Source organism: Terrisporobacter muris, from assembly GCF_024621905.1.
GTDB lineage: Bacteria > Bacillota > Clostridia > Peptostreptococcales > Peptostreptococcaceae > Terrisporobacter > Terrisporobacter muris.
Genome location: NZ_JANKBY010000001.1, coordinates 1 through 19,433, shown reverse-complemented (window position 1 = coordinate 19,433; position 19,433 = coordinate 1). Strand labels below are relative to the sequence as shown.

20 protein-coding genes and 1 riboswitch are annotated in these 19,433 nt (G+C 30.9%); of the genes, 5 read left to right on the top strand and 15 right to left on the bottom strand.

The window, feature by feature from the left end:
• Positions 1-32 precede the first annotated feature (32 nt).
• From NSA58_RS00100 to ggt, 8 genes are all read right to left on the bottom strand, one after another.
• On the bottom strand, positions 33-872 hold the full coding sequence (locus tag NSA58_RS00100) for a coiled-coil domain-containing protein (RefSeq protein WP_074429094.1): 840 nt from the start codon (positions 870-872) through the stop codon (positions 33-35).
• A gap of 11 nt (positions 873-883) precedes the next feature.
• Positions 884-1,231: a hypothetical protein gene (locus NSA58_RS00095; RefSeq protein WP_074079794.1), complete on the bottom strand. Its 348-nt coding sequence runs from the start codon at positions 1,229-1,231 to the stop codon at positions 884-886.
• 229 nt (positions 1,232-1,460) lie between these two features.
• Positions 1,461-1,763 (bottom strand): YjgN family protein, encoded by a 303-nt coding sequence (locus NSA58_RS00090; protein ID WP_242842737.1) that lies wholly within the window; start codon positions 1,761-1,763, stop codon positions 1,461-1,463.
• 121 nt (positions 1,764-1,884) lie between these two features.
• Positions 1,885-3,033 carry a beta-aspartyl-peptidase gene (iadA, locus tag NSA58_RS00085; RefSeq protein ID WP_074079793.1) on the bottom strand — a complete coding sequence of 383 codons (1,149 nt, stop codon included), beginning with the start codon at positions 3,031-3,033 and terminating at the stop codon, positions 1,885-1,887.
• Between the two features lie 18 nt (positions 3,034-3,051).
• Positions 3,052-4,485, bottom strand: a complete 1,434-nt coding sequence (gene nhaC, locus NSA58_RS00080; protein ID WP_257559905.1) for a Na+/H+ antiporter NhaC — start codon at positions 4,483-4,485, stop codon at positions 3,052-3,054.
• Positions 4,486-4,820: 335 nt separating this feature from the next.
• The gene (locus NSA58_RS00075) at positions 4,821-6,803 is read right to left on the bottom strand and encodes a sigma-54 interaction domain-containing protein (protein WP_039680149.1); all 1,983 of its coding nucleotides are present in this window, start codon (positions 6,801-6,803) and stop codon (positions 4,821-4,823) included.
• A 261-nt stretch (positions 6,804-7,064) separates the two neighbouring features.
• A complete protein-coding gene (locus tag NSA58_RS00070) occupies positions 7,065-7,586 on the bottom strand; it encodes a nitroreductase (RefSeq protein WP_039680140.1) in 522 nt (173 codons plus the stop codon).
• A 76-nt stretch (positions 7,587-7,662) separates the two neighbouring features.
• Complete coding sequence (gene ggt / locus NSA58_RS00065; RefSeq protein WP_257559904.1) at positions 7,663-9,276, bottom strand: gamma-glutamyltransferase; 1,614 nt, start codon at positions 9,274-9,276, stop codon at positions 7,663-7,665.
• Positions 9,277-9,494: 218 nt separating this feature from the next.
• Positions 9,495-9,591: riboswitch (TPP riboswitch) on the top strand.
• 346 nt (positions 9,592-9,937) lie between these two features.
• Here ggt and NSA58_RS00060 point away from each other — a divergent pair.
• From NSA58_RS00060 to NSA58_RS00040, 5 genes are read left to right on the top strand one after another with little or no spacing between them, the layout of a single operon-like run.
• The gene (locus tag NSA58_RS00060) at positions 9,938-10,228 is read left to right on the top strand and encodes an MTH1187 family thiamine-binding protein (RefSeq protein WP_039680138.1); all 291 of its coding nucleotides are present in this window, start codon (positions 9,938-9,940) and stop codon (positions 10,226-10,228) included.
• Complete coding sequence (locus NSA58_RS00055; protein ID WP_074429092.1) at positions 10,200-10,976, top strand: ABC transporter permease; 777 nt, start codon at positions 10,200-10,202, stop codon at positions 10,974-10,976. Before NSA58_RS00060 ends, NSA58_RS00055 begins: the two co-directional genes overlap by 29 nt.
• Before the next feature lies 1 nt (position 10,977).
• Entirely contained in the window at positions 10,978-11,988 is a 1,011-nt protein-coding gene (locus tag NSA58_RS00050; protein ID WP_039680136.1) for an ABC transporter substrate-binding protein, read from the top strand.
• Positions 11,969-12,691, top strand: coding sequence for an ABC transporter ATP-binding protein (locus NSA58_RS00045; RefSeq protein ID WP_039680248.1), 723 nt, complete (start codon positions 11,969-11,971; stop codon positions 12,689-12,691). The genes NSA58_RS00050 and NSA58_RS00045 overlap by 20 nt, the downstream gene beginning before the upstream one ends.
• Positions 12,692-13,435: a TatD family hydrolase gene (locus NSA58_RS00040; protein ID WP_257559902.1), complete on the top strand. Its 744-nt coding sequence runs from the start codon at positions 12,692-12,694 to the stop codon at positions 13,433-13,435. It begins immediately after the preceding gene.
• Between the two features lie 129 nt (positions 13,436-13,564).
• Here the strand turns inward: NSA58_RS00040 and NSA58_RS00035 are convergent, their stop codons facing one another.
• From NSA58_RS00035 to NSA58_RS00005, 7 genes are all read right to left on the bottom strand, one after another.
• Positions 13,565-14,323: an SH3 domain-containing protein gene (locus tag NSA58_RS00035; protein ID WP_074429086.1), complete on the bottom strand. Its 759-nt coding sequence runs from the start codon at positions 14,321-14,323 to the stop codon at positions 13,565-13,567.
• Positions 14,324-14,690: 367 nt separating this feature from the next.
• Entirely contained in the window at positions 14,691-15,131 is a 441-nt protein-coding gene (locus tag NSA58_RS00030) for a hypothetical protein (protein ID WP_074429085.1), read from the bottom strand.
• A 252-nt stretch (positions 15,132-15,383) separates the two neighbouring features.
• Positions 15,384-16,631 (bottom strand): NAD(P)-dependent oxidoreductase, encoded by a 1,248-nt coding sequence (locus NSA58_RS00025; protein WP_257559901.1) that lies wholly within the window; start codon positions 16,629-16,631, stop codon positions 15,384-15,386.
• Positions 16,632-16,890: 259 nt separating this feature from the next.
• On the bottom strand, positions 16,891-18,090 hold the full coding sequence (gene megL / locus NSA58_RS00020) for a methionine gamma-lyase (RefSeq protein ID WP_039680132.1): 1,200 nt from the start codon (positions 18,088-18,090) through the stop codon (positions 16,891-16,893).
• A gap of 244 nt (positions 18,091-18,334) precedes the next feature.
• The gene (locus tag NSA58_RS00015; protein WP_039680131.1) at positions 18,335-18,529 is read right to left on the bottom strand and encodes a hypothetical protein; all 195 of its coding nucleotides are present in this window, start codon (positions 18,527-18,529) and stop codon (positions 18,335-18,337) included.
• 42 nt (positions 18,530-18,571) lie between these two features.
• Positions 18,572-18,748 carry a hypothetical protein gene (locus NSA58_RS00010; protein ID WP_018591670.1) on the bottom strand — a complete coding sequence of 59 codons (177 nt, stop codon included), beginning with the start codon at positions 18,746-18,748 and terminating at the stop codon, positions 18,572-18,574.
• A gap of 234 nt (positions 18,749-18,982) precedes the next feature.
• Positions 18,983-19,207: a hypothetical protein gene (locus tag NSA58_RS00005; RefSeq protein WP_039680130.1), complete on the bottom strand. Its 225-nt coding sequence runs from the start codon at positions 19,205-19,207 to the stop codon at positions 18,983-18,985.
• Positions 19,208-19,433: the final 226 nt, after the last annotated feature.

Below are 19,433 nucleotides of genomic sequence, written 5' to 3'. Positions count from 1 at the left end.
ATTACTATATTTTCATTAAATACTGCATAAACTTAATACTTCACGCAATTACAAGGATGCTTACCACCAACATTATTAATGCCAACAGCCTTCACACTTGCACCTCTCAAAAACTTACAACTAGAACTCTTATGATAATAACTATTACCACTAGCTATGTATACCGTTTTACCACCTGAGTTAGAACTTCCACCAGAAGAACTACTCGAAGACGGCTTTTTATAAACAACTGGATTTGTCCAGCAGTTACATTCATACTTTCTCATACTTGATGTCAACGTAACAACATAAGTTCTCGCACCTTCCAAGTACTTGCAGTTTGATATGGCATGATAATAGCTATTTCCATTGGAAACATAAACACTTTTTCCTATATGTTTATTGGAACTACTATCGTTGTGACCTTGTCCATGACTAGAGCTACTTTGACTACTGCTTCCACCATTTGAATATGATCCAGTAGAAGAGTTAGAACTTGCTATTTGACTCTCTTGTTTTTTAGCCTTAGCTTCTTTAAGTTCATGTTCCAGTTTTATTGCCTTTGCATAATACTCGTTAACTTCCTCTTTTGCTTTCTCTATATCATCTGCCAGGTCATCTGGATATTTTTCTTTATATTCATAAAAAGACTGTTCCAAATCTTCATATTTCACTCTTAAATCCAAATATTTAGATATTTCATCCTTATTATCACTATAGTATTTTGAACTTTCTTCATCTAATTCTTGGATTTTTTTATCTAAACCTTCATACTCTTTTAGCTTTTTTCTTGTAATAATAGAATTATTTGGGCTTAATACAAAAAGTCCAATTACTACAACTGCTATACCAGCTAAAATTGTTTTATTATTAATTTTTTCTGAAATTCTCAACTTTCTTTCCCCTATAAATTATCTAGCTGAGATGAATATTCTTCTATAAGATTTAAATAGTTATCTCTTTTACTTAAAAGCTTATTCAGTTCCTTATTTAAATCTGCATTACTGTTATATTTTTCCTTATATAATTTATACTCATTTTGAGTTTGCTCATATCTCATAGCTAAATCGCTATAATCCTCTTTATACTCTTCACTCATTTGAACAAAGTCTTCGTGATTTCTTTTCTTTTCATTATATTCAATTTGCTTCTTCTTATAATCATCTAAATCAGATGTTGAAACTGGTGTAAATATTATTCCTGCTATCCCAACTATTAAGACTGGGACTAATCTTAAATATTTTTTTATCATAATTCCTCCTAAGATTATAATTTATCGCTATACAAAATATATCATAAAAAAATAATTTTATATGTCGATTCATGTCGATGTAAGATTGGAAATTTCCCCCTAAAAAGTGCATAACAAAAATGTTACTCACTGCCCTATAAAAATCTCCATAAAAAACTGTAGTCCTAAGTTAAATTACTTAGACTACAGCCTTCTCATCATATATTAACATATTTATGATTTATACATATTAATCAGCAAACACAGTATTCTCCGTCTTCCACTGTAACATTTTTATATAAAGCCAAAATCCATATATGCCCAACGTAATAAAAGTCAGTATTAACCATTTAATATAGTGTAAAAATAAACTTCCTCCACTACCTATAAATTTAAGTCTTCTTCCTTCAATTACTGTGTGTTTAGCTTCCCATCTGTATTTTATACACATAGCCCAAGGTGTAGCTATTCCAAATGTAAAGAATGTTACCGCCCATGCTAATATATTGACTCCTATAAGTCCTAGAAGCCCTCCTTCAAATCTTGATTTCATGTTGTCTCTCCTATCATTCATATTCTAATTATGATAATTTATTTTATCATAGAAAAACAATTAACAAAGTGTTATTTTTTAACATTAAAAAAGAGAATCTAAAGATTCTCTCCCTACATAGTTACATTTGCTCATAAGAGCCGTAAACTAATATTTCCTTATTCTCAATCATAACCTTCCCATTAGCAATAACAGTGTCTATATCCAAATTCTCATCTAACAATAATAAGTCTGCATCAGAACCTTCTGCCACGCATCCTTTTCTAGGGTAAACTTCCAACCCTTTTGCCACGTTAGAAGTTAAATAAACAAGAGCGTCTTCCACAGTAAAATCTAACTCATTTACCATTTGTTTAAACTCATTATGTAAGCTAGACACACTAGAAACACCCATCTTCACAAGATTTCCTGCTTCATCATATTTTGACCAGCTGCCATATCCATCAGAACTTATTGTTATATTTTCACTAGGTACATTTTCTTCTAAAGCTCTTTTTATACATCTTCCTGGTGTGAACTGCTCCTTTATACCACAAGTTAAATCAATCTTTCCTCCTGCTTTTGCATAATCAAAAGCTTCTTTTAACAACTCTTCTCTCCTATTAACATGAGTAGGTCTTATTGTCTTCATTGGTATTTCTGTTTCTTCTAAAATTTCTCTAACTGGTTGAAGGCCTTTTTTTCCATCTCCCATATGAAGTACTACTATACCTGGTTTTCCACTTAACATCCCTGCAACTCTAGCATCAGAAGCCACTCTTTGTAATTCTAAATTACTTACATTTGGTGCTCTATGGTCTGAAAGTGCCAATTTTACACCTATTATTTCATCTATAAAACATATATCTTTTTTTATAGAACCTGTAACTGTTACAGAAGGATACTCATAAGAACCTGTGTGAGCAAAAACTGTTATTCCTTCTTCCTTCAAAGCTTTTGCTTTTGATACTAAGTTTTCCACACTTCTAGTAGTTCCATCTGTCCCCAAAAGTCCAACAACAGTTGTTATTCCAGCAGTAGTTAATTTGCTTAAAGTTATTTCTGGTGCTCTAGTTTTAAAACTTCCTTCACCACCTCCACCAGTTATATGAACATGTTGATCTATAAAACCTGGTGTAAGTTTTTTACCACTACCATCTATTATCTTTATTTTTTCATTTTCAAAATTTATATTATCTTCTATTAAAGAGATTTTTCCACCACTTACAAAAACGTCTTTTTTTCCCTTATACTCTGGCGAATATACTTCCACATTTTTTATTAATATCATAAATCTTATACTCCTTATTTAAACAACATTCTTATCGTCTTTAATTTCATTTTTATCTAATTTAGCTATACCAAATCCTGTAATAGCAAATATAACTGCAAATACTATTCCTGAATAGTTAAGTATTGCCCATGGTAAATATTGTAGTGTATCTACTCCCAGCGTTGCTGTCATATATGCCCCTGCTGCTGACCATGGTATTAATGGAACTAAAACTGTTCCTGAATCTTCTAGAGTTCTAGATAAGTTTTTAGGATGTAAGTTTTTCTTAGGGTAAACATCTTTAAATAACTCCCCTGGTACAAGTATTGATAAATATGAACTTCCTGTTACGAATGCAACTGTGAAACATGATACGATTGTAGATATTATTATTCCTGCAGTTGATTTTACTTTTGACATTAATAAATCTAAAACCACATCTAACATACCTGAAACACTTACTATACCTGCAAATCCCATAGCACAGAATATAAGAACTGTAGTACTTGTTACTGATGCAACTCCACCTCTGTTTATAAGTTTAATTACTTCTTCTGTAGGAGTTCCTGTAAATCTAGTCATTGTTATATCAAATCCTGATATTAAAGATGTAAATCCATCTACTATATTAAATCCTTGAACTGCAGCTCCTAAAACTACAGTTAATAAACTTGTTCCTAGCATTGTAGGTATTGTAGGCCATTTTTTTACTGAGCCTAAAATTACTAATACAAATGGTAAAAGTAATACTATATTAAAGTTAAACATTGTGTCTAACTGGTCCATCATTAATTGAACTGATTCTGGTCTTACTAAATCACCTGACGCACTAAATCCGACAAATAAATATACAACCATTGCTAATAATGATGCTGGTACAGTTGTATAAAGCATGTGTTTTATATGTTCGTATAACTCACTGCCTGCTGCCATTGGTGCTAAGTTAGTTGTATCTGAAAGTGGTGACAATTTATCTCCAAAGAATGCCCCAGAAACTACAGCACCTGCTGTTGCTGGTAATGATATTCCTAATCCTCCTGCAATTCCCATCATTGCCACACCTATAGTACCTGCTGCACCCCACGATGTCCCTGTAACTATTGCAAGTATTGCTGATGATAAAAACGCTGTAACTAATATAAACTTAGGATTTATCATTTGAACACCATAGTATATAATCATTGGAACTGCTCCTGAGAACATTAATGCTCCTATTAATAATCCAACACTCCATAAAATTAATGTAGCTGGAAGTGCACTAGCTATTTTTTCTACTATAGCATTTTGCATATCATCCCATTTATATCCCAATTTAAGAGCAATTATTCCTGCTATAAATGCTGAACATATTATTATAGGCTCTGCTTTTATACCTAAAACTCCATAACCTAAAGCTAGAGCAACAACCATAAAAACTATTGGTGTTAATGATTGTGCCAAAGTAGGCTTTTTTCTTTGTACTTCTTTCATAATTAACTTCACCATCCCCATAAATATTTAAAATTTAGTTAAATTTCCTCATATAATGACTTATAAATCTTATTTAAAACAATAGTACACGGAAACTTAAATTTGTTATTTTAAATATTAAGCAATTACCATGCCAAAACTTAATTTCCCCACAAAAATATTTTTATACTTTAAAACATAAGGCATATAGAATTTTCTGAATTTTTATTTAAGGATAAACTCATTTTATTGCTTTAATATTAAACAAGCTTAATTTTTATCAAAAAAAGAAAAAGGGATAAATAAATAAATTTCCATCCCTTTTTAATCCCATTTATAGTCATTTTTCATCCCTTTTATATGATTTCTAGCCCCTTTTCCAATATTTTCGTTCCTTTTAATCCCTTATGGATTTCTATATATCCTTCTTTTTTTAATTTGGCCATTATTGTTCTTATTTTTCCTTCTGTCAAATGAACATCTTCTTCTTTTGCCAACAGTGATAATGTTCTCCTACCAATCCCTTCGTATTTATAAATCTTCTTTAATACCCAAATTTCTGATTCATTTAGTGATTTATGATGTTCTTTTTCAATCAATAAATTAGATGATTTACAATTTTCAATTATATATTTAGGTAAATATGTAATATCTATTTTTATTCCACTTTCTTTTATAGTTGATACATACTCTACAACATTGACAAGTTCTCTTATATTTCCCGGCCAATTATAGCTAATCAACATTTCAATAGCTTCTTTCGTAAAAAATTCTTCTATATTTTCAACTTTTGTAATTTTAAATAAATAGTATTGTAGTAATAGCTTAATGTCTGTCTTTCTTTCTCTCAGTGGAATAGAATACATTGGCATAACATTTAATCTATAATATAAATCTTCTCTAAAATTCTTAAGCTTTACTTCTTGTAGCAGCTCTTTGTTTGTAGCTGCAATTACTCTAATATCAATAGGAATATTTTCTGTACTACCGACAGGTGTAATTTCCCTTTCTTGAAGTACTCTAAGTAATCTAGATTGTAAGTATAAAGATGCATCACCTATTTCATCTAAAAATATAGTACCTTTATGAGCTTTTTTAAATAACCCTTCTTTTCCACCTTTTCTCGCTCCTGTAAAAGCTCCATCTTCATACCCAAAAAGTTCACTTTCTATTAGGTTTTCTGGTATTGCAGCAAAATTTATGGCTACAAAAGGATAATCTTTTCTTTCAGACTCATTGTGTATAGCTTGAGCTAATACCTCTTTCCCTGTACCTGTTTCTCCTTGGATTAGTACAGTTGAGTTTGTTTTTGCTACTTTTTTAGCCAATTTAACATTTTTCACTATAGAACTGCAATTTCCTACCATGTCATCAAAAGTATACTTGGCTTGATTTTCTTTTATTTTTTCTCTTCTTCTTACTTCCTCATCAATTTTATGAATATGTTTCACTTCATTTAAAATAATCATATTACCTGTATAAATATTATTATCTTGTATCTTTTCTTTTGAAACTAAAATTTTCTTGTTATTTATATTGATAATATCATCCTTTAAATCAGGAAAAATTTCATAAATATCTTTTGATAATATGTTCTCTTTGTTTACGCATAGCAATCTTAATGATTCTTCATTTAGAACAATAACCTTGTTATTTATATTTGTATAAATAATTCCGTTCTTTTGATTATCTAACAAATTAGTAAGTAAGTCTTTTAATCTAGTTGATTCTTGAGACTTTTTGATATATTTTATAGATACATTTATCATATCTCTATAAAAATAAGAAGATACTATGCTTCCGTATTTATCCATACAATTTAATTTGATTAAGATCTCTATTAAAGTAGATACGTCTAAATGTCTTGATTTTATATCTATCACACTTGAGATTTCTTTTGGCACTAAGTGAGCTTCTCCAGGTGTTATTGCAATATCCGCTGTTTTATAAGACTCAATTCCTGGGTAATATTGATTGTATTTTATATGATTAAGCCCCTGGCTCCTTAACTGTGTAACTACTTCTTCACAAGAACTTCTTGCATCATTTACTAAAAGTACTTCTGTACCTCTAGGGATATTTAGTATCTCATCAATATATTCGTGTTTTATTACTCTTTTTGATACTATGTAGTTTATATTTTCGTCAATAATACAATTACAAATATCCTTAACTTCCTCGCTAGAGAAAATTAATAAATCACATTCCAAGTATTTTTCTTTATAATTAATCAAATTTAAGCACTCTATATAAAACTCTTTTGCAAATATTGTTTCTAATTGTTGTTTTATGCTTTGTCCAGTATCTTCACTCATTGATATTATGGAAATTTTTTTCATAATGTCCCCCAAATTTTGTTGTAAGTTATTATTTATCTAAGTATATCATTTTTAACTTTTATGACAAATATGAAATTTTAAGTAAAAAATTCGCTTCGCCTGAGCGACGTGTCGGCGAAACACTTCATATCGCCAACGGCTTCGCCCGTTGCTCAAGTAACAAAGTTGGAAATTATACGTTATCCACAGAACAGATAACAGATAATTTCCTTACAATTAAAAAGAGGTTATCTAAAACCTAGATAACTCCTTACATATTTATTAAACTCTAACTATATAATTTTCTTTTCTTTCCTTAGCTTCAGGATACTCACAATCTCTATATCCCAAGATACAATGACCTATTCCCACATAGTCACCTTCAACTCCCCACTTCTTAAGCAATTCCTGACCTCTTTCACTTGCAAATACTTCCTTTGCTCTATGAACCCAACACGAATCAACTCCTACTGAATGAGCTGCATTCATAAGATTCCCCATAACAAGAGATCCATCTTCCACATATGTAGGTCTGCATCCTCTATCAGCAAGTACAACTACAACAGTTGGCGCTCCATAGAAAGGGTCTGAATCTGTTCCCATAACATCAGCATTCATCTTAGATAATTCTTTTATTGTTTCTTCATCTTGCACAACTACCATAATCGGAGATTGCATTCCCATTCCTGTTGGTGCATAAGATCCAGCTTCTAATATTAGGTTCAGCTGCTCATCACTTATTTGTTCTTTTTTATACTTTCTTATACTTCTTCTTTCTTTTAATGTTTTCAATGTTTCATTCATAATTTTTTCCCCTTTCATAATAAACTTCATTTTATAAATAATATTAGCTCATTAAATATATTTTTACATCAAAACTTTACCAAGCGGCCACATAACCATCACATCTTTTTTCTGTAGCGCAAACATAGGATCCAGATTCAGCATTTTTTAATATAATTTGACCTTTACCCATATTTGTAAAATCATCCATAACTGTAATCTCGTGACCCTTTTGTCTAAGGCCTTCTACAATTTCTTCATTTATATCACTTTCTACTTGAATTTCCTTACCTTTAATCCACTGCCAACGAGGTGCATCCAAAGCTTCTTGAGGATTCATATTAAAATCAATCAAGTTAGTAAGTACTTGTAGTTGACCCTGTGGTTGCATAAAAGCTCCCATAACTCCAAAAGCTCCCACTGCTTCATTATTTTTACACAAAAATCCCGGAATAATGGTATGATACGGCTTCTTAAAAGGCTTCACTACATTTACATGATTTTTATCTAAGCTAAAGTTATTTCCCCTATTATGAAGAGCTATACCTGTACCTGGAACCACTAGCCCTGAACCAAATTCCGTATAATTACTTTGTATGTATGAAACCATATTTCCTTCTTTGTCACCACTACATAAATACACTGTTCCCGGTGAATATGGATCTCCACAAACAGGTTCAATTGCTTTTGAACTTATCAGTTTTCTTCTTTCCTTTGCATATTCTTCATTTAATAATGCTTCTACCTTAACTTTCATTTCCTTTATATCTGTTACATAGGACTTACTATCAGCAAAGGCAAGTTTTAAACTTTCTATGATTTTGTGATAATTGTCCAAGTTTTCTCTGTTATTATCCAAGTCAAAACCTTTCAATATATTAAGAGCCATAAGCACTGTTATTCCATGACCATTTGGTGGTATTTCAAAAACATTATATCCTTTATATTCTGTACTAATTGGTTCCACCCACTGAGGATAAAACTTCTCTAAATCGCTTTTTCTAATAAAACCATTATATCTTCTAGAGAACTCATCTATTTTGTCAGCCAAGCTTCCTCTATAGAAACTTTCACTATTGGTTCTTCCTATTTCTTCAAGAGTTGCTGCCATTTCTTCACACTTAAAAATCTCTCCAGCCCTTGGCGCTCTTCCTTTTTTTCCAAAGGTGTCAAACCAGTACTTATACTCTTCTCCCACTAAGTTCTCTTCGTACTCATCATAAGCTGTCTGCCATAATTTAGATACGGTTTTTCCCACAGCATATCCATCTCTTGCATAATTTATGGCAGGTTTTAAACATTCCAGCAAGCTTAACTTGCCATATTTTCTATTAAGCTCTGCCCATGCAGCAGGTATTCCTGGAACTGTTACAGCTCCAAATCCATACTTAGGCATGGCAGTCATCCCTTCATATTCTTTCAGTTTCATTCTCTCTGGCGCAAATCCACTGGAGTTTAACCCATAAAGCTTCTTCTCCTTCTCAATCCACACCAATGCATAAGCATCTCCACCTATTCCACATCCTGTTGGCTCAACTACTGTAAGGCAAGCTGCTGTTGCTATGGCTGCATCTACTGAATTTCCACCTTTTTTCAAAATATCTAAACCTGCCCCAGCTGCAATTGGTGTTGATGTTGCCACTGCTCCATTTTTTCCATAAACAACATTTCTTATGGAATTGTATTTATTCTTACTTGAAGTAAAGTTCATATCCTTCCTCCCCCAGATATAATATTTTCACTTTAACTATAAAATCTCTATTATTAACTAAAAAATCTTTCTTATCTTAATTCCATTAACTGAAGTATTTATTCTCCTAATTACATATATAGTATATTTTATATCATCTGACAATCAAACTATCCGAATCTATACTTAAATTCATAGTTGACAATCTTTTGTAATCAACTATAATGAAGTTGAAAGTAAATAATTGCTAGGGGTGCCTTAATTGGCTGAGAGGTTTTACCGACCCTTGTACCTGATCTGGATAATACCAGCGTAGGAAAGCTTCATCCACTTTATTTCCCATAAAAATTCTAGGGTTTTAAATTCGATTATGCATGCTATACCTACGGGTATAGCATTTTTTATTTACATTTATAAAATAAAAAATATCAATGAGTATATAATACGTAAAAAGTATATTTTGAGCAAGGTCGTTGCCTGAAATTTCATAGCGCCCACACAGTGGTTTAAAGTGGTAACGAAGGCATCTCGTTTGAGTAACGGATTTATCCGAAGTGGTAACGATGATATATCGTTGACGATATGCTTCTCAATTTTGGCGATATGAAGTGTTTCGCCGACACGTCGCTCAGGCGAAGCGAATTTTATATTTAGGGTATTTAAATAAAAAGGAGAGATAATAATGGTTATAGCAGACGTGGCAGTAATGCCTCTTAGACCTTATACAGGTGAAGATGAAATGTACAAAGTAGTAGATGCTTGCATCGAAAAAGTAAAAGAAAGTGGACTTAAGTACGAAATTGGTGCTATGAGTACTACATTTGAAGGGGAATTTGAAGAAGTATTTGATTTAATAAAAGTAATGCACAAAATACCTTTTCAACTAGGATGCGAAAGAGTAATAACAGTTGCTAGGGTTGACGAAAAAGCTGGAGGCTTAACAATTGAAGACAAACTTAGAAATCACAGATAAAATTAAAAATTATATTTATCCACTTGTAACATTTATAAGTATTATTTTAATATGGCAGTTTATTGTTGTAAGCAACCATATCCCCAAATATATAATGCCTGCACCAAGTGAGATAATAAAGGTTTTTAGCTCAGACTTTACCAATTTACAAATGCACTCTTTAATCACTTTAAAAGAGTCTGTTTTAGGATTTGTATTTTCCATATTGTTAGCATTATTAATAGGAACTATTATGGACTTTGTTCCATTTATAAAAAAATGTTTCTATCCCATAATGTTAGTATCTCAAATGATACCAACAATAACCATAGCTCCACTACTTATAATATGGTTTGGATTTGATTCACTACCAAAAATAATCATGGTAATGACTACTTGTTTCTTCCCCATATTAATAAATTTTGTGGATGGCATGGAAAACATAGATAAAGACTATATAAATTTATTCAAAACTATGGAGTCTAGTAAATTAAGCACTTTTATCCATCTAAAACTTCCCATGTCTTTGGAAAGTTTATTTACAGGATTAAAAATTTCTGCCACTTACGCATTTGTTGCAGCAACTGTTGCTGAATGGTTAGGTGGAAGCGTTGGACTTGGTGTTTATATGGTAAGAGCGAAAAGTTCTTATGCCCTAGATAAGGTATTTGCATCAACAATATTAGTAATAATATTTAGTTTAATATTTGTAATGATTATAAATATTTTAAAGAAAATAATATTAAAACATAAGTACAAAGGAGAGTAAGATGAAATTAAAAAAAAGCATATCATTAATGACATCAGCACTACTTACTATAGGTTTAGTGACTGGTTGCTCAAACAAAGGTACTGAAAAACAAGAAGGAAGTTCAGATTTAGAAAAAGTTACTGTCGTTCTAGATTGGACTCCAAATACTAACCATACAGGATTATACGTTGCCCTTGATAAAGGATACTATAAAGAACAAGGTTTAGATGTTGAAATAATTCAACCAGCTGATGGTAGTGCTACTACTATAGTTGCTACTGGTAAGGCTGATTTCGGTGTAAGTTATCAAGAAGATGTTACTTACGCGAAAACTAGTGAAGATCCACTTCCAATAAAAGCTATAGCAACAATTATCCAACATAATACTTCTGGGTTTGCTTCTCCAGCAAGTAAAAATATAAAAACTGTAAAAGATTTTGAAAACAAAACTTATGGTGGATGGGGATCAGAGTCAGAAAAAGCCACTTTAAATGCAATTATGACTAACAACAATGCTGATTTTAGCAAAATTAAAATAGTAGATATAGGAGAAGATGACTTCTTCACAGCTACTAAAGGTGACATAGATATAGCCAATATTTTCGAAGGTTGGACAGGTGTGGAAGCAAAACTTCGTGGCGAAGATATTAACTTTATAGCTACTAAAGATTTAGACAAGAGATTAGACTACTACACTCCTCTTTTAGTAACTAACGATAAAATAATAAATGATAATCCAGAGCTTGCTAAAAAGTTTTTAGCTGCAACAAGCAAAGGATATGAAGATTGTGTTAAAAATCCTGAAGAAAGTGCAAAAATATTATTAAAGCACGCTCCTGAAATAAACGAAGACTTGGCTATTGAAAGTCAAAAATATTTAGCAAGCAAATATATAGATGATGCTTCTAAATGGGGCGAAATGAAGGATAGTGTTTGGGATAACTACACTGATTTCATGAAAGAATATAAATTAATAAACAAGGATATGAAAGCAAGTGATGCATATACAAATGAATTCTTACCAAACTAATAATAAGAAGATTGTTATTAGTAATTTATCAAAAAAATACAAAGACAAACTTATTTTAAAAGATATTGATTTGCATGTTTATGAGGATGAAATAGTTTCCATCATAGGTCCTAGTGGTTGTGGTAAAAGTACTATTTTCAACATACTTTCCAACTTAACTACATGTGACTCTGGTGAGGTAGATATTAACGGTCGTTTCAGTTATATGTACCAAAAAGACCTTCTTCTTCCTTACAAAAATATAATAGACAATGTTTCTTTACCTTTAGTTTTAAAAGGTGAAAAAAAGAAAAAAAGTCGCGAAATAGTTAAGCCTTACTTTTCTACTTTTGGTCTGGAAGGCTACGAAAATAAATATCCAAATGAGCTTTCTGGTGGTATGAGACAAAGAGTTAACTTTATGAGAACTTTTGTTAATTCCAGCGATATTATGCTCCTTGATGAACCTTTTGGCGCACTGGATTCTATCACGAGGTCTTCCATGCAAAACTGGCTACTAGATATAAAAAAAGAAATTAAATCTACCATATTGCTTATTACTCATGATATTGATGAAGCAATACTTTTATCAGATAGAATTTATATTTTATCAAATAAACCTGCTGTAATTACTAAGGAAATATTTGTAGACAATAGAGTCTATAATAAAGATAACTTGGAAAATGTGGCAAAACTTAAGAAAGAAATCTTAGGTTATTTATAAATGTATATAGATTTTCACAGTCATATAGATTTCTACAAAGACCATGAATTACAAAAGGTTTATGATGATATAAATGAAAATAATATAAAAGTAATATCCTGTGCTATGGATGAAGAAAGTTATAAGAAGAATTTTGAGTTTTCCAAGTCATGTTCTAATATTATACCTACTTTTGGTATACATCCTTGGAAAATTACTGATAAAGTTCCCAACTTGGATATTTATGATGATTATATAAAAAGTAGCAAAATCATAGGCGAAGTTGGTCTAGATTTTCACTGGGTAGAAGATAAATCAACCTTTGAACTTCAGATTGAAGTTTTTAAACACTTTGTAAAAAAAGCTAAAACTTATGATAAATTTTTAAATATCCATACTAAAGGCGCAGAAAAATTAGTTTATGATATTTTAAATAAAGAAAATATGCTAGAAAAATCTATAATCCACTGGTATAGCGGTGATTTTCATACTTTAAATAAATTTATAGATAGTAATTCTTATTTTACTTTAAGTGTGGATATAAATACTTCACAAAAAAGCAAAGAAATTGCCAAACTAGTTCCTCTAGATCATATTCTAGCAGAAACAGACGGTCCTACTGCTTTAGAATGGGTTAACGGTGCTTATGGCATGCCTAGTGAGATTATTAATGTGTATAACGGCATGTGTAGTGCAAAAGATATTCAACTTGATGAATTAAAATATAATATAACTAAAACTTATAACAGTATACTCAGCAAATAATACGAATTAAAATAGCAACTATCTTAGATATTAAATATCTGAAATAGTTGCTATTTTTAACTTCTATTTTTCAAATTATTATACTAATATATAAAAAAAGAGCAAGGAATTTACCTTACTCTTCATTTTCTATTTTAATATTTGTAATGTTATTGTTCTAACTCCCCAGTTTCTGCAAGCAGATTCTGAGTTCATATATATATCTACTTTATTTCCTTTTATTCCACCACCACAATCTTCTGCAGTGAAAACTTTATCTAATTCTTTTATATAAACTTTAGTTCCATAAGGAATTACCTTTGGATCTACTGCTAATGTTCCATATTTAGCTTTCGTTCCTGTTGCTGTGTATCCACCACCTGTGTATGCGTAAGCTTTAACAGTTAATTTTTTCTTTACGTTCATTGATGATCCTGATGAACTTGATGAACTTGTTTTCTTTATATAGTCTTCATGAGACCATCCAATTTCATCACCATCAAATTGTACTTTGCGCCAATCGCCTGAAGAAGATAATACTTTTACCTTTTCTCCCTTACTAAGTTTATCTATGACTTTGTATTTTTTTGATGCTCCTGTTCTAACGTTTACACTAGATTTTACCGTAGCATTTGTAGTTGTTAAATATTTTTTACTAGACCATCCAGTCTTACTACTAGATAATTGTACTTTGTACCATCCATTTTTTGAAGATAATACTTTTACTACTTTACCTTTTTTAAGTTTATCTATTGATTTATATTTAGTTGATGCTCCTGTTCTAACATTTACACTTCCTGTTGCCATTACATAAGTAGTTGCTGCATCCACATTTATAGGCTTAGCCATACCAAACATTATTGCTAATGATGATACAAATGCCGTCGCTTTTAAACTTTTTTTAAACATACATCTTCCCCCTATATTAATTTTTTAGGACTATATTTCAAATTAAAAATTCTTTTTGTCTTTGTTTTCATTTGTAACTTTATATATGTATTATATTACATTTTTGTAACTTTTTAAAGTGTTTTACAGTAAAAAAATTACAAATCAGTTACATTTTAAATATTTTTCACTTATTTACCATAATGCAATCCAAGCATTTCCAACACTTTCATTCTCTAATCAGTTTTTCTAAAAAAAAATAATTTTTAATCATTTTGTAACCTTTTCCTAATTGTAATTTTTGATTATCTTGCATTTTTCCACAAAAAAACTAGCCCCATAAGAGACCAGTTCTCATTCATTTTTATTATATATATTTAAAATTTATTTACCAATAGTTACTAATCAATCTTTCAAAATCTTCATATCTATTTTCATTGAGCAGTAAACTTGCTAAGTTGCCTCTAATATTAAGATTGTCAAAAGCATCCATATCTAAAATATCAAAATATTCTTTAACAGCTTCATCAATTAGTCTAAAGTAAACATACATCTCTGCCAGCTCTTTTCTCATCATTATATAGGGTCTGGCATTTTGACTTAGCCATGTCTCACCGTCCATTCCTTCCAGCGCATTTTTAGGAATCATCTTTTTTGCTTCTGAAACGGATTTGTGCATAAAGTTAAGAGCTTCGTCTTTATTTTGAGCAGATTTTGCTTTATCCCTATATATTTCATAGGAATCTTTTGGTGGAAATTCTTCAGCTAATCTCCCCCAAAATTGTGTAAAGTTTTCTGATATGTCATCTACATTTCTATCATCTGTCAAATTACTCACTCCTTTATCCATTATATTTTTATATATTGTTCATATTACAAATAATTTTACTTTAATGTAATTTTTATCTTTATTTTCTAATTTAATGCACAAAAACAAAATTTTCCCTTATATTAAGTTTCTACATTGGTAAATTACCTCATCACTGTCTACAAATCATATAAAATATAAATTTATTACAATTAAAAATAGCTAGAGTTAAAATATTTTATAATTTTCACTCTAGCCATATTATCTACTTATTTAATTATTTTTCCTTACAAATTCATCAATTGCATCAGCTACTTTTTTACCATGAGCTACTGCTTCTACAACAGTCCTTGCACCTGTAACTACGTCACCAGAAGCAAATACTCCTTCTTTAGTTGTGTGCCCAATATCATCTATTACAAGTAGTCCATGTCTGTTCGTTTCCAAATTTTCTGTATTTGATACAATATTATTTTTAGGACTTTGACTAACAGCTATTATCACAGAATCAGCTTCCATTAACTTTTCTGATCCTTCTACATTAATCATCTTCTCTTTTCCATCTTCCTCAATCATTTTTGTATCAATAAATACAACACCTTCATCCACTATTTCTACAGGAGACTTAAATAATTCAAACCTTACGCCTTCTTCTTTTGCATCTTCTATCTCTGCATTTGTAGCTGTCATATGTTCAAAATCTTTTCTATATACAACAGTTACTTCTTTTGCTCCATAATACTTTGCAGTTCTTGCTGCATCCATCGCCACATTTCCAGCTCCTATAATTACTACTTTTTCTCCCAATCTAAATGATTTAGGTGACTTTAAGTAATTTATGGCATAATTAACATGTCCTAAGCTTTCTCCCTTTATCCTAAGTGGTTTTGGATTCCACACTCCTGTTCCTATAAATATAGCCTTATATCCATCTTCCATCAATTTATCAAGTGTTAAAACTGGACCAACTAAAGCATTATATCTGATTTTTATATCTAAGTCTAAAAGCCTTTCTTCTATATTATCTAGAACTTCCCTTGATAATCTAAAATCAGGTATACCATATCTAAGTACCCCACCTATTTCTGAATTTTTCTCAAATATTGTGATTTTGTATCCTCTTTTGGCTAAAATAAATGCTAGTGTAATTCCTGCAGGTCCTGAACCAACTATCGCTATTCTATCTTCTAGTTTTTTCTCTTGTTTAAACTTTGCATTTTTTAAATATTCACTAGATATATGAGTTTCTAGTTCATGAAACTTTATCGGCTTATCTTTTATTCCTTTAATACAATGTCCTAAGCACTGATTTTCGTGAGGACATATCACTCCACATACTGCTGATAATGGATTATTATTAAATAAAATCTCTCCAGCTTCTTCTATCTTACCAGTCTTATAAAGTTCAATTATCTTTGGGATTGGTGTCTCTATTGGACAGTTTGCCTTACATCTTGGCTTTTTACAAAGAAGGCATCTGTTGACTTCCTCTTGTAGCTTATTTATGTCTATATTTCTCATAACTACCCTCCTGATGAATTTTAATATGTAAATTTCTACTTATTTTATTTTACTTATATTTTTTTTATTTTGCAAAAAAAAATAACTAATAAACATCTTCTTATCTGCATAAATATTAAAATACCCATAATATTTTACTAAAACACTCATGTACAATAAAAAGCTACTCAGAGAAAATCTCTGGGTAGCTTTTTTAATTACAAAACTTTAAATTTATAAACATATTTATTTTAATCAAATTAATTGTCTAGATCAAATTTTATAATAACTGATCTAGTCCTTGTTTTAAGTCTCCTATAATATCTTCCACATCTTCCAATCCAACAGAGATTCTAACTAGCCCATCACTTATTCCTGCTGCTTCTCTTTCTTCCTTAGAATATGGTGAGTGTGTCATGGAGGCTGCATGCTCTACTAGAGTTTCTGCATCTCCCAAACTTACTGCTAATATGCATAGATGAAGACTATTCATTAATTTCTTACCTGCTTCTACTCCACCTTTTACTTCAAATGCCATTATTCCACCGAACTGACTCATTTGTTTTGCTGCCAATTCATGTCCTTCAAAACTTTCCAATCCTGGATAATAAACTTTTTCTACTGCAGGGTGTGATTCTAAGAACTTTGCAACTGCCATAGCATTAGCACAGTGTTTATCCATTCTTATTTGAAGTGTTTTCATACCTCTTATCATTAAAAATGCATCATTAGGGCTTAATACACTTCCTGTCATATCTTTTATACCAAACATCTTAACTTGAGTAATATAATCTTCTCTTCCCACAACTATGCCTGCTATAACATCACCATGCCCATTTATATATTTTGTTGCAGAATGAACTACTATATCTGCTCCTAGTTCAAGTGGTCTTTGCAAATAAGGTGAACAGAAAGTGTTATCAACCATAACTTGACATCCTTCTACCTCATGAGCAATCTTACTTACTGCTTCTATATCTGTAATCAACATAGTTGGATTTGCTGGAGTTTCTAGATAAACTACTTTTGTATTTTCTCTCATTGCCTTTCTAACATTTTCTGGATCAGTAACGTCTACAAAATCAACTTCTACTCCATATCTTGTTAGTCCATGATTAAGTAATGCAAAAGTACATCCATATAAAGTTTTTGATGCTACAACATGATCTCCCGCCTTTAAAAGTGTCCAAAGAGCCGAAGATATAGCCCCCATACCTGAGGACATGGCTGCAGCTGCTTCCCCACCTTCTAGTATTGCAATTTTATCTTCTAATACTTTTGTTGTTGGGTTTCCTAGTCTCGAATAGATATACCCTCCTTCTTCTCCTGCAAATCTTCTTCCACCTTGTTCAGCTGAGTCAAAATAGAATGTTGATGTTTGATAGATTGGAGTTGCTAATGTTCCCGGTGTGTTTTCTGTAGTTCCTGCATGAATTGCCTTAGTTGCAAATCCCATTTTCTTTAACGAATCATTGTTCATAAACAAGTACCCCCTAATTTTTTAATAAAAATTTTATGTTAAAATTAATTATTATGTACTTACTTTAATTATATTTCTTTAAACATTTTCATACAACTGAATCTTAATAATTTTGCTATTTTATTAACATGTATTAATGCTTTTTTCATACAATCATAAAAAATTAGCGCTAGCTTATATAAATATAAGTTAACGCTAATCCTTACTTATTTATCTCTTAACTTTAATTGTGAATTGAATTAAATTAGCATTCATCACCAAGTAAGCCGCCACAGCTAACTGTTATTAATAGTAATATTAAGAATGGTATCCAAGCACAGATATCTATGTCTACCCAACTTTCACCAAATGCTAAGAATAAGAAGAATAGTACTATTATCCACCATCCTCCAAACATTCCTTCATCACATCCACAGCCACCAAATAGTCTATCTAACATTATTTTGTCCCCCTACTTATTATGATTTATTACTTGATTAGTCTAGAAGCAGTCTCCACAGCTGCAAAGTATTAATAGTATAATTAAGAATGGTATCCAAGCCATTATGTCTATGTCTACCCAGCTTTCACCAAATGCTAAGAATAAGAAGAATAATACTATTATCCACCAAGCTCCTGCTCCAAAGAATCCTTCATCCCCAAATAATCTGTCTAACATTGTTGTATACCTCCTGTTGATATATATATTTTTTTAATTTTAATTTCTTGAGCTCTCGCTCTTAACATATAATATGCAAATCTTATTATTTGTGATAATAATTTTTGCGTTAGTATTAAATAAAAATTTTCATCATTTTGTTAACATTTTTAATTTATAGGTGAGCTACTGCCAAAGATCACATAATCTCCATGCAGTAGCCACCTTAAACCAGGTATTACTTTTGCTCCTTATTTAGCAATTATAATTGTAGTCCATATTATTTTCCATACAGTCACAATCATTATCAGAAGCACTACAAGAGCAAACAATTAGTAGTAAAATTAAGAAAGGAATCCAGTCTGTAATGCAAATATCAGCCCAGCATTCTTGAAAAGCTAAAAATAAAAAGAACAGGACTATTATCCACCAGCCTGTGCCTCCCAAACCATCAAATATTCTAGTCAAACTACTATTCATGTAATTACCTCCCTTTAGCATAAAAGAGATTACCTAGTTTATGTAAATACTGTCGATGATAACTGGCAAAACTCTTCTATTATATAATATGATTAAAAAATAAAAGTGTTCCCTATAATCTCAATAAAGTTAAAATTACCTTTAAATTTCCATATGAAATAGTTTATATATATGGTAAAATACTTAAAATATAATAATTAATGGAGGGATTAATATACTTACACTA